The following is a 12,025-nucleotide window of genomic DNA, read 5'->3' as shown; positions in this document are numbered from 1 at the left end:
ATGAATAAATATAAAGAGAATGAGAATAGACCTTCATTTGTTGAACAAGATAAAAAGTTAAAGCAATTTGAAAGTCTTGTGGTAGAACATACTATAATTAAACAAGTCAAAGAACAACTTATATCTTGTATCCTTAATCCGGCGGGAACTTTTATCTTTTTAGTTCTTGGACCCAGTGGGGTGGGAAAAACCACTTTAGCTCAAGTGTTAGACGAATATTTCATTGAACAAATGAAGGAAGAATTAGTAAGGGATCGAGGGAGAATCCCTATAGTAAGAACTGAAGTTGTAGGATTTGATTCTGGAAAATTTACTTGGAAAGATTATTATTATCGAACTTTAGAGGCATTACAGGAACCACTTATAAATCATAAGGTTATTATAGAAAATCAAAAGGATAAGGTGCGAAATTCTACAATTAACTATCATAGCAAATCTACCTGGTATGCGTTAAGAAGCTCACTTGAGAACGCATTTAAGTTTCGAAGACCTGTAGCTTGTATATTGGATGAAGCGCAACATTTGCTAAAAGTATCAGGATCTAAAAGTTTACAAAATCAACTAGATACTATTAAGTCTTTAGCAAATCAAACAAAAGTACCTCACATATTAGTTGGTACATATGAATTGAAAGAATTTTTTAATTTAAGTGCTCAGCTTAGTCGTAGGACAATTAGTATACACTTCCCAAGATATAAAGCCAGTAATGTAGATGAATACCGTACATTTTTATCAGTGATTCGTATGTTGCAAAAAAACATGCCTCTAGAAGAAGAACCGAATTTATTACAGCATGCAGATTTTATTTATGAGCGTACATTGGGTTGTGTAGGTATATTAAAAGATTGGTTAACTCGTTGTCTCGGAGATGCTCTTCATAATCAAAAAAGCACTATTACAGAAGAAATGCTACATAAATATGCTATGCCAATCCAGGCTTTAGAAATGTTGTATGGGGAAATTGAACAAGGTGAAGCTTTATTTGATGAAAATGAACAACATAGGATGAATTTCTTATATAAAATAGGATTAAAAGAGAGAGAGGAAAAGCAAGCGAAAAAAACAGTTGCAACTAGAGGGGGGAAGGTAGGAATGCGTAATCCAAAAAGAGATCCTGTAGGTAAACAAGATTATATGGAAGGCTAAAAGTATGGATATATCTAAAAAGCCAACAGTTAGTTATTTCTATCCTATAAAACCTATAAATATTGGTACTCCAATGGTTGAATGTTTAAATAGTTATCTTAAAAGACTTGCTGATGCGCATAATGTTAAATTAAGAACCCTTGTTTCTCATATTATTTTTTTGCATCCAGAGAAGCGTAACTTACTTTCTAAAGAACCTCAACAGGGAAGTTTTATCAACCAGACTTCTTATTATAGTATGGCAAAAAGTACATCGATAATTGCTGAATCCTTAGAACTGTTAACGTTACAAAAAGGTTTTAAGTACATGACGATGCTAACTTGGAAGGAAGTTGTATATTCTCAGAATTTATATAATTTTTATAAGAAGTGGTGTCCCCACTGTCTTGATGAATGGAAGAAGGTTGGTGAAGAAATATATGAACCATTTATTTGGTATTTTGACTGTGCCACTGTATGTTTGAAGCATAAAAGAAAATTAGAAGCTTTGTGTCCTAATCCAAAATGTAGGAGAGAACAAGTAGCTATTAGACAGTCTCGGGGTCATTGTTATGCATGTGGTAATTGGTTAGGACAAAGAGAATATGATTTTTTGGAAAAGCAATATGAGATAACTCAAAGAGAGGAATGGATTAGTAAAAGTATAGGAGAACTGTTACAAGTAGCTCCATACATTGTTCCTCCGACAATAGAAGAGATTTCTTTAATGCTTGGACAGTATGTAACAGTTCTTTTTCAAAGTGACCATCGCCAGTTTTGTAAAGCGGCAGGCATACATCCTATGACTCTAAAAGCAATTATGCTTAGAAAGCAAAGGATATCACTACAAGCACTTTTATCATTAAGCCTGTATACTAAAATTCCATTGTTAAAGTTACTGAACTTGTCGTATAAAAGTTCTAATGACTAAAATAGTAAGATTAAATACCTCATACTGATAATAGGTATTTTTATTTGTCTTGTTGTAAAATTCAAGGCAAGCTTATGGGTTAATAATTAATCCACGGCAAAGTTATGCTTCCTTTTTCCTCGAATAATCAACCAAATCTTCTCAATAACATGTGATTTCCGGCAAAGTTATGCTTCTTTTAGCGGCAACTTTATGGGTAAAGTCACATGTATGATAAGAACCATAAGTTTGCCTGAACGGCAAGTTTATGGTTCTTTTTGTTTTGTAGTTTTATAAAATGCTTAAGTCTTTTTATGGAAAAAGTTCCAGTATAAATAGTTATTGATGATAAGCAGGTAGATACTATAGCTGCCCGTAAGCGCCCGATTGGCGAGCGGTTATTAAATTTTTAATTTATTCAAATCTTCATATGTTTTGTGTTTTTATCCATACATATTGTAAGATTATATAGAGTTCTCCTAATAAGCTGTTTTAATGGATTTTTTAGGAATTTAATATTTATAAATCTTAAATTATTTTTGAGGGATAATTTTTTATCTAACTAAGTGATATTGAAGTAGAGGTGAACCATCGGTGAGGCAGGTGTTAGTAATTAAAAATGAACGGTCTTTAGCAAAGAAAATCGTAAGCGGTTTAACGCAAGAAGGCTATTTCATTTTAAAACTTCACAATGAAAACGAAGGTTTAAATATAATATATGAACAAGATTGGGATATTATCATATTAGATTGGGATTCATTAAGCATATCCGGACCAGAAATTTGCAGACAAATACGACTTGTTAAAACGACACCGATCATTATTGTGACTGACAATATTTCTAGCAAGGATTGCGTAGCAGGGTTACAAGCAGGAGCAGATGATTATATAAGAAAACCATTTGCGAAAGAAGAATTAGTAGCAAGGGTTCAAGCTATTTTAAGAAGAAGTGACTGTAACCAGCAAAATGAGATAAACTTTTTTCAGTTTAAAGATCTCTTTGTTGATGCATCTAGCAATATTGTGAAAAAAGGTGGTAAAAATCTCTCGCTTACGAAGCGGGAGTATGATTTACTTGTATTTTTAATCAAGAATAAAAATACAATATTGAGCCGTGAAATGCTTTTGAATCAGGTTTGGGGACATAACGTAGTAGTAAATCCAAATGTAGTAGACTTATATATTGGGTATATAAGAAAAAAGTTAAAGTGCGAGAAGAAAGATAGATATATTCAAACGATACATGGCAGGGGATATTCAATGGTTGAATGATAAACATAAGATAATAAAGTAGTTTCTGTGAAATATGAAAAGACAGAAACTATAAAAAGAAGATTGCTATCAGGAAATGGTCATTTTTTTGCAGTAGAAATCATGGTTTATAAGGTGTGAGCCTATCGATTAGTATGTGTGGGGGGATGGATCTGATGCGCATTAGTTGAGACCGTATCAAATTTATCTTTAATTTTATTAACTCACACCATTCACAAGATTTTCACAGAATTAATGACTATACTTATTTACAGGATGTTCAAATGAAAATGATTATCAATAGCAATTTAGATGTATAAAAGTTACTATCTAATTTAATCTATGAACTTTATCATTTTCGAACTAAATTACATAATAAGGAGTATACGTATGAAAAAAACTATGCTTTTAAAATTAGTAAGTATTCTAGCAATTTTCACTTTAATGTTAGTAGCTTGCTCAGATTCAAGTAAGGAAACTTCGAAAGCTAATAAAGGTGATAGTAGTGATAAGCCAAAAACGGTTGAAATCACTGATGCTCATGGAACTGTTAAAGTCCCTGTAAATCCAAAGAATGTAGTTGCTTTAGATAATAGAACTTTTGAAACTTTAGCTGATTGGGGAATTAAATTAGCGGCTGCTCCAAAGGATATCATGCCTGCAGACTCAGCATATAAAAAGGATGATTCAGTTAAAAATATCGGGAATCATCGCGAACCAAATCTTGAAATTATTGCAGCGGCAAACCCTGAACTTGTAATCGTTGGTCAAAGATTTGCTGATCATTACGAAGAAATCAAAAAATTAGTGCCAAATGCAGCTGTTATTGATCTTAATTTTGATGTTTCTGAGAAATCTACTACGCCTGGAAAAAATTTAGTAGATGGACTTAAAAATTCTACAACTACTCTAGGAAAAATCTTTGATAAAGATAAAGAAGCTAAACAATTAGTAGCTGATTTTGATAAATCTATTGAAAAAGCAAAATCTGCTTATAACGGAAAAGATAAAGTTATGAGTGTTATCGTTACTGGTGGGAATATTGGTTTTGCTGCTCCACATTCTGGTCGTGTTTGGGGACCAATGTATGAAATTTTCGGTTGGACTCCAGCATTAGAAGTGTCTAATTCTACTGCAGGTCATAAAGGTGATGACGTTTCTGTTGAAGCTATTGCACAAACAAATCCTGATTGGCTTTTCGTATTAGATCGTGATGCTGCAACATCTGATGCAGCTACTTCAACACCTGCTAAGGATGTTATTTCTAAATCACCAGCTCTACAAAACACAACTGCTGTTTCTAAAAAACAAGTTGTTTATGCACCAGAAGATACTTACACAAATGAATCAATTCAGACTTATGTAGAGTTATTTGGAAATCTTGCAAAAACTTTAGCTAAGTAGTGTAAAGGGGTACGAAACAGTGTCAAAAAATATGATTTCTAGGGTTGAGAATATTTCTCAACCCCAGTTTTATAATCACAATAAAATATGGACAAAACCTTTTATAATAGCGGTTATAGTTGTTATAATTTTAGGGATTATATCACTGTTTACTGGAGTTTATGATATACGTGGACAAGAGGACGGAATGGAGATGTTTTTCATCACTCGTGTTCCGAGAACAGTTGCATTAATGCTTACTGGAGCTGCAATGGCGATGGCAGGACTCGTCATGCAACTCATTACACAGAATCGCTTTGTTGAACCTACTACAACGGGTACTATTGAATGGTCAGGCTTAGGCCTGCTTTTTGTGTATTTATTATTTCCTGCCCCGACTTTAGTTCAAAGAATGACTGGTGCAATCATTTTTTCTTTTATAGGAACTATGATTTTCTTTCTATTTTTAAGAAGAGTTAAGCTTCGTTCGTCTTTAATTGTCCCGATTATTGGATTGATGCTTGGAGCAGTTATTTCTGCAGTGTCTACCTTTTTGGGACTCCTTTTTCAAATGACGCAAAGTATTGAAACTTGGTTTGTAGGTTCATTTGCTAACATTCAGGTGGGAAGATATGAATATTTATGGCTGATTGTTATCATTACTTTGCTTATTTTTATGTATGCTAATAGATTGACTTTAGCTGGACTAGGAGAAGATGTCGCAACAAGCCTTGGCGTTAATTACAATAGAATTGTTCTTTTTGGGACTGCTCTTATCTCTGTTGCAGTTGGAATTGTTGCAGCTGTTATTGGACACTTACCTTTCTTGGGATTAATTGTGCCAAATATTGTTTCTATGTTTAGAGGTGATGATCTTAGAAGTAATTTACCTTGGGTTTGTGTGATTGGAATGGGGACAATAACTGCCTGTGACATCATTTCTCGAACAATTATAAAGCCTTTTGAAGTCCCTGTTTCTTTAATACTTGCAACAGTGGGAGCGGTCGTGTTTATTACTATTCTATTGAGACAAAGAAAACCAAGGAGGCTGCGATGATCACATTAGAATATAAAAATAAAGAAAATGTCGAAATCGATTCTAGCCTTCATAATGAAAGTAGATCAGCTAGTGCTTTTCGTTCTAAGAAGGAAGCGAGACGTTATTGGATTTTACTCATAACATTGATTGCTTTAGGTCTCCTTTCTTCATATGGACTTTTAGTTTATAACAACCCAGTTCCGATAGATTCACCTTCTTTTATCCCAGTTGTTAAGAGAAGGATAGTAGCTATTGTTGCAATGATTATTGCTGCAGTTTGCCATAGCTTATCGACAGTTGCTTTCCAATCTATTACGAATAATAAGATTATTACTCCTTCACTTTTAGGTTTCGAATCACTTTATTCAGCAATTCAAACGAGTACAATATTCTTCTTTGGTGCTAGTGCATTAATAAACTTTAATGGAATTGGATCATTTTTATTTCAAGTTGTTGTGATGGTTTTCATGAGTTTGATACTTTATGGATGGTTACTTTCCGGTAAATACGGGAATTTACAACTTATGCTTTTAGTTGGAATTATCATTGGTACCGGGCTAAATTCTGTGTCAACTTTTATGAGAAAACTACTTGCGCCTTCAGAATTTGATATTTTACAAGCGAGATTATTTGGTTCTGTTAATCATGCAGACCCTGCATATTTTCCTATTGTAATTCCTATGATCATAATTGTAGCGGTATTAATTTTTGTTCATTCTAAGAAGTTGAATGTTTTGTCATTAGGAAAGGATGTTGCTACTTCTTTTGGGGTTAAATATCAACCTAGTGTAATTTATACGCTTGTGTTAGTTGCTATTTTGATGTCTATCTCAACAGCTCTAATTGGGCCACTTACTTTCTACGGCTTTTTAGTAGCAACTTTGAGTTATCAGGCGGCGTCAACTTATGATCATAGATATATTTTCCCAATGGCTTTTGCTATAGGATTTTTAATAATGACGAGTGCATACTTTTTAATGTATCATGTATTCCATGCTCAAGGGGTAGTTTCAGTTATTATTGAATTATTTGGTGGAATCATATTCTTAACTATAGTTTTAAGGAAGAGGGCTTTATGATAAAAATTGATAACGTTAAAAAGTTCTATACTGATAAGGTAAAAATAGGACCTTTGGATATTGAAATACCAAAAGCAGGCTTTACTTCTTTAATTGGACCAAATGGCGCTGGAAAGTCCACGACACTTTTGATGATTGGAAGACTTTTAGATATGGATGAAGGTCAAATTCAGGTAGCGAATATGGATGTTTCTGAATCCAAATCAAAAGACTTAGCAAAAGTTTTGACTATATTGCGACAAGAAAATCATTTTGTAACTAGGCTTACTGTTAGACAATTAGTTGGATTTGGACGATTTCCTTATTCAAAGGGGAGATTAACGAAAGAGGATGAAGTTATTATTTCTAAATATATCGACTTCCTAGATTTAACTAATTTAGAGAATAGATATTTAGATGAGCTTTCTGGTGGTCAAAGACAAAGGGCATATGTAGCGATGGTATTGTGCCAAGAGACTGAATATGTACTTTTGGACGAGCCTCTGAACAACCTTGATGTTGCTCGATCTGTTCAAATGATGGAGCATTTGAGACGTGCGGCTAATGAATTTGGAAGAACAATTTTGACTGTTATGCATGACATAAATTTTGCAGCTAAATACTCTGACAAAATTTGTGCTATGAAAGATGGACAAATTGCCGCTTTTGGAACAGTAGAAGAGGTTATGGACCCAACACTTTTGACAGATATTTTTGAAACAAAAATAGAGATTATCAAGGGGCCTTATGGGCCAATTGCTGTTTATTAGTTAAAAAATGTATACTGTAGCTTGCGTAAATGATACTAGCTACTTTAGTTGAAGTTGCTGTCTGTATTTTATAGGCAGCAATTTTTTTACCTTGCAATCAGCTGAAGAATTAACAATTTTTTCATCTGAGCTTCAAAAGCCAACGAAAGTAATGGATGAACTGTAGTGATTGTTCCATGTAAAAGAAGCATAAGCTGACTGTGCTGGTCAGCTTATGCTTCTTTTATTTTTTAAATATAAAAAGTAGACTCATAAGAAAACTCCTGTAACTCAGTACAGGAGTTTTAATCAAACCAATTAAAAACTAAATTGTGGTTTCATATCACCTTTATAAGGTTCATGTTCAACGAATATAGTGATGTCCTTACCCGCTTGGTCTTTACCAGTTCTTTTATACGTAAATTTCTTATTGTTCAGTTCAGTAAGTTCAAGAGCCGCACCATATTTATTATTTCCAATTGAAACATGAGCTCTTATTTTATTTTCATGTAAAACATCGAAGTAACCATAGTCATCGCGGCTTTGACCTGTTTCGCTATTGAAGAACTCATATTTATTAGATTTGTCATCGAATTTTGCTAAACTAATAAAGTTCGAATTAAACTGTGTTACGTCATTACCAGCTTCATCTAATACTTTTGTTCCGTGCCAAAGGGTTCCACCTAAAATTTTATCTCCATCAACGTTCTTAACGATATCGCCAGTAGTCGTGTTCAGTTGCTTGTCCGGATCAGTGAAAGAAAGCTCTTTTTCTTTATATGGAACATGTTCAACGAAGACTTCTACATCGTTACCGTTAGCGTCTTTCCCCATTCTTTTATAAGTAAATACATTTTTATTTAGTTTTGTCATGTCAACAACAGCTTGATATTTCATTGATTCTGAAATTAATATTCTCTTCTTCCCATCATTTGTGATAAAGAAAGTTCCTTTATCGCCTCGACTTGCACCTGTTTTAGCATCAAAGAATTCATATCTTCCTGACTTTGCATCATATTTAGCAAGACCGATGAAGTTTGCATTTTCTTTTGTTAAATCATTTTTATCTTTGTCATACACGCGGGTACCTTGCCAATTTGTATCGCTAAGAATGTTAGCCATTTTTTGGCCTTTCGTTAACTTATTTTCCTTTTTTGTTTCTTTAGCAGCTTGTTCTTGTTTCGGTTTACTATGATTTTCTTCAGCTTTAGTACCAACACATCCGGTTAGTGCTAGTGTGAATCCGAGCAATATAGCTGATAGTGCTTTCGTTTTTTTGTTCATTTTTTATCGTCTCCTCATTTTATAAATGTAAGTAGTACGGTTGTTGATTGTAGTAATAGTTACTACGTTTATTATGTTAATCCTCGAGTATAAACTGCCTCTAAATAAAACATTAAAAAAAGATAAACTAATTCCTAAAATTTGTTCATAATTAAAAAATGGTCTTTTACATACGATGAATGCTAATCTCTCATTTTGAAACTGCCGGAATCAAATGGGCGGATTAATATTATGATTACAGTACGCTTTTTGATGTGATGCTATACTGTATATAGGGTTCTATGAGTGTTTGTTGTGTCGGTTTTTGTCGGTAAGTCGATATATTTAGAAAATCGCTGATATATTTGGAGTTGCGCCGATATATTTAGAAAATCGCCGATATAATTTGAGTAGCGCTGATATATTTGAAAAATCGCTGATATATTTTGGAGGTGGATAAAGATGATTGTGAAAGAACGAAAAATACCCGTACATTTACTTCAATTAGAAGCTTTACTTAGAAGATTGCCTGCCCATCATCCAAAAAGGAATATGGTGGCTGAAAATCTAGCGAAATTTATGGCTGGCTATAAAGGAGAGCAGGCGATTGAATATCCACTTAGTTTTCTGTCCGAAACAAGATATAGTATTTTACATGATATCAGGTTGTTTGATCAGAAACATTATTTCCAAATCGATACCCTTATAGTTTCCTCGTGTTTTCTTCTTTTTCTTGAAATAAAAAATATCATTGGCACATTAATTTTTGATGCGAAGTTTAATCAACTCATTCGAATAGCAGATGGTACTTCGGAAGAAGGGTTCCCAGATCCGCTTTTACAACTGAAACGGCAAGAGATGCAGCTGAGAAAATGGTTGAGTTTGCATGATTTATATAATATTCCGATTGAATCTCTCGTTGTAATTAGTTCTCCTCGTACAATTATTAAAACTTCAGATGAAATACTTCCTAATAAAATTATCCACGGTGCAAATTTACCTAATAGAATCAAACAGATTGAAAATCAATATAAAGAAGAAGCAATTAGTAATATAAATGGACTTATAAATCAAATTATGAATGGGCACATCCCGCAGAGACAAAATATTCTTGTACAATATAAAGTTAAAGAAGAGGAGTTGCTAAAGGGCGTACAGTGTGAGGAATGTTTTACCATGGCGATGTTAAAAGAAAAGCAGGGATGGCGTTGCCAAAACTGTAATAGTACGTCTAAACAAGCTCATTTACGTGCTTTGCAAGATTACACACTTCTGTTTGGAATGATAACTACTAATAGCAAATTGAGAGGATTCTTTAATATGCAATCTAGTTCTGCGGTTAAACGACTCCTCCAAACAATGAAAATCCCATACACCGGCAACAACAAAGGACGAACCTATGATTTAACTTCTTTCCAATCATAATTTTGCTATAATAAATACGTACTTATACGAAGGGGAGTTTAAAGAGAAAATGAAATCATTCAATATTGATCATTTTATCGCGAGTGTTTTACAGTGGATATTAAATATAGCTCTAATTATATTATCCATTGTTTTATCTATCTTTTTAATTAATGAGACGATTACTTTTATTCAATACATATTTTCAGCGAAGAAGTATACGTCGTATAAATTAGTTGAAAGTATTATCGTCTATTTTTTATATTTCGAGTTCATTGCATTAATTATTAAGTATTTTAAATCGAACTATCATTTCCCGTTACGTTATTTTATTTATATCGGAATTACGGCTTTAATTCGATTAATTATTGTATCTCATGAGGAACCGATGGAGACGTTATTATACGCAGGAGCAATTCTTGTTTTAGTTATTGCTTTATACATATCAAATATGAGAGATTTGAGAAAAGAGTAGTAGTGCAGGCATAAGCTTGCACTGCTTTTTTATGTCTTGACCTTCAAGTTACTTGAAAGTTTACAATGTAAATAGGGCGTTTGAAATTGAAAAAAATTGAGAAATTAAGTGAAGAGGTTTCTTTTACTTGGAGGTTATAGAAATGAGTCAAGAATTGAAGTTACGTCCATTAGAGCGAGAAGATTTAAAGTTTGTACATGAACTTAATAATAATGCACATATTATGTCGTATTGGTTTGAAGAGCCATATGAGGCATTTGTGGAGCTGCAGGACCTATACGATAAACATATACATGATCAAAGTGAACGCCGATTTATCGTTGAAAAAGATAATGAGATGGTTGGATTAGTTGAGTTAGTAGAAATCGATTATATTCACAGAAGAACAGAATTTCAAATTATTATTGACCCTAATTATCAAGGGTATGGTTATGCAGCGGATGCGACGCGTTTAGCGATGAATTACGCTTTTTCCGTATTAAATATGCATAAGATATATTTAGTTGTGGATAAGGAAAATGAAAAAGCAGTACATGTTTATAAGAAGGTTGGATTTATGGTAGAAGGTGAGCTTTTAGACGAGTTCTTCGTTGATGGCAACTACCATAATGCGATAAGAATGTGTATGTTCCAAAAGGAATATTTTAGAGTGAAATAAATGCGTAAAAAGGGCTAAAGACAATGTTTTGTCTCTAGCCCTTTTTTATGAGTTGAACAACAATATTTTATCGATAAACAATAAAATATTGTTGACTTATAATATTTATGGGCTTATTATGTTGGTAATAAGATTAGTGGGAATTAAAGGAGAGTACATGATGAAAAATAAATACGTAGTAGCTATTTCTTTCATGATTTTAGCGATTATTTCTTTAACTATACATGCTTCAAACAGTAAAGTAGGAGCGAATGGATTCCTTGAAGAACCTTTCTTTTTCCTAGTACCGATAAGTTATGTATTGTTCCTTAGTGGTATTGGTGTATTATTATTTGGATTTATTACTTCAAAGCTGAAAAAAAGTAATAGATAAGGGGGCCATAAAGCGGGACAAAACACTCACTATGAAATAGAAACATACCATATGGAAGACAAATGATAAGTGAGTTGGATAATGATGAATCGTTATTTTTACAATGGAAGACAAATAGGAGCAGCTATTACGCTGGCTGGGGCACAGGGAACCATTCATGCTGTGAATCAAGTTATTAAAATGCAACAACAAGCACAATTTGCAAAAATGATGCAAGGTCAGTATATGCCGTATTCACAGGTTCCGATGCAAATTGTACATTATGATGTGTATCCAGCTAGTTTTTTTTCCATTCCATATGGCGGGACTTACTTCTTATGAAAGAAAGCGACTGATA

Annotated in this window: 13 protein-coding genes; 12 read left to right on the top strand and 1 reads right to left on the bottom strand. The window is 33.3% G+C overall.

Annotated elements, in window-relative coordinates:
• The 7 genes from ACYVEC_RS00995 to ACYVEC_RS00965 all read left to right on the top strand — a co-directional run bounded on the left by ACYVEC_RS00995 (window position 1) and on the right by ACYVEC_RS00965 (window position 7,536).
• Window positions 1–1,146, top strand: a complete 1,146-nt coding sequence (locus tag ACYVEC_RS00995; protein WP_460505365.1) for an AAA family ATPase — start codon at window positions 1–3, stop codon at window positions 1,144–1,146.
• A 4-nt stretch (window positions 1,147–1,150) separates the two neighbouring features.
• Window positions 1,151–2,056: a TniQ family protein gene (locus ACYVEC_RS00990; protein WP_460505363.1), complete on the top strand. Its 906-nt coding sequence runs from the start codon at window positions 1,151–1,153 to the stop codon at window positions 2,054–2,056.
• A gap of 573 nt (window positions 2,057–2,629) precedes the next feature.
• Window positions 2,630–3,307, top strand: a complete 678-nt coding sequence (locus ACYVEC_RS00985; RefSeq protein WP_063221761.1) for a response regulator transcription factor — start codon at window positions 2,630–2,632, stop codon at window positions 3,305–3,307.
• Between the two features lie 369 nt (window positions 3,308–3,676).
• Entirely contained in the window at window positions 3,677–4,690 is a 1,014-nt protein-coding gene (locus ACYVEC_RS00980) for a siderophore ABC transporter substrate-binding protein (protein WP_063221760.1), read from the top strand.
• A gap of 19 nt (window positions 4,691–4,709) precedes the next feature.
• Entirely contained in the window at window positions 4,710–5,726 is a 1,017-nt protein-coding gene (locus tag ACYVEC_RS00975) for an ABC transporter permease (protein ID WP_061679285.1), read from the top strand.
• On the top strand, window positions 5,723–6,787 hold the full coding sequence (locus tag ACYVEC_RS00970; RefSeq protein ID WP_063221759.1) for an iron chelate uptake ABC transporter family permease subunit: 1,065 nt from the start codon (window positions 5,723–5,725) through the stop codon (window positions 6,785–6,787). The genes ACYVEC_RS00975 and ACYVEC_RS00970 overlap by 4 nt, the downstream gene beginning before the upstream one ends.
• Window positions 6,784–7,536, top strand: a complete 753-nt coding sequence (locus ACYVEC_RS00965; protein ID WP_048566655.1) for an iron ABC transporter ATP-binding protein — start codon at window positions 6,784–6,786, stop codon at window positions 7,534–7,536. Before ACYVEC_RS00970 ends, ACYVEC_RS00965 begins: the two co-directional genes overlap by 4 nt.
• Window positions 7,537–7,833: 297 nt before the next feature.
• Here the strand turns inward: ACYVEC_RS00965 and ACYVEC_RS00960 are convergent, their stop codons facing one another.
• Window positions 7,834–8,799 (bottom strand): DUF4822 domain-containing protein, encoded by a 966-nt coding sequence (locus ACYVEC_RS00960; protein ID WP_063221758.1) that lies wholly within the window; start codon window positions 8,797–8,799, stop codon window positions 7,834–7,836.
• A 441-nt stretch (window positions 8,800–9,240) separates the two neighbouring features.
• On the opposite strand from ACYVEC_RS00960, the gene ACYVEC_RS00955 reads away from it, so the two are divergent.
• From ACYVEC_RS00955 to ACYVEC_RS00935, 5 genes are all read left to right on the top strand, one after another.
• Window positions 9,241–10,203, top strand: coding sequence for a nuclease-related domain-containing protein (locus ACYVEC_RS00955; RefSeq protein ID WP_063221757.1), 963 nt, complete (start codon window positions 9,241–9,243; stop codon window positions 10,201–10,203).
• Between the two features lie 49 nt (window positions 10,204–10,252).
• Window positions 10,253–10,657 (top strand): phosphate-starvation-inducible protein PsiE, encoded by a 405-nt coding sequence (gene psiE / locus ACYVEC_RS00950; protein WP_000834704.1) that lies wholly within the window; start codon window positions 10,253–10,255, stop codon window positions 10,655–10,657.
• A gap of 142 nt (window positions 10,658–10,799) precedes the next feature.
• Window positions 10,800–11,315 carry a spermidine N1-acetyltransferase gene (gene speG, locus ACYVEC_RS00945; protein ID WP_063221756.1) on the top strand — a complete coding sequence of 172 codons (516 nt, stop codon included), beginning with the start codon at window positions 10,800–10,802 and terminating at the stop codon, window positions 11,313–11,315.
• Between the two features lie 136 nt (window positions 11,316–11,451).
• Window positions 11,452–11,688: a DUF3955 domain-containing protein gene (locus tag ACYVEC_RS00940; protein WP_003295667.1), complete on the top strand. Its 237-nt coding sequence runs from the start codon at window positions 11,452–11,454 to the stop codon at window positions 11,686–11,688.
• 81 nt (window positions 11,689–11,769) lie between these two features.
• Window positions 11,770–12,009 (top strand): DUF3947 family protein, encoded by a 240-nt coding sequence (locus tag ACYVEC_RS00935; protein ID WP_063221755.1) that lies wholly within the window; start codon window positions 11,770–11,772, stop codon window positions 12,007–12,009.
• Window positions 12,010–12,025: the final 16 nt, after the last annotated feature.

The organism is Bacillus sp. MN7755, from assembly GCF_054771475.1.
The sequence above is the reverse complement of the archived record's forward strand: the minus strand, read 5'-3'. Positions and strand labels throughout refer to the sequence as shown.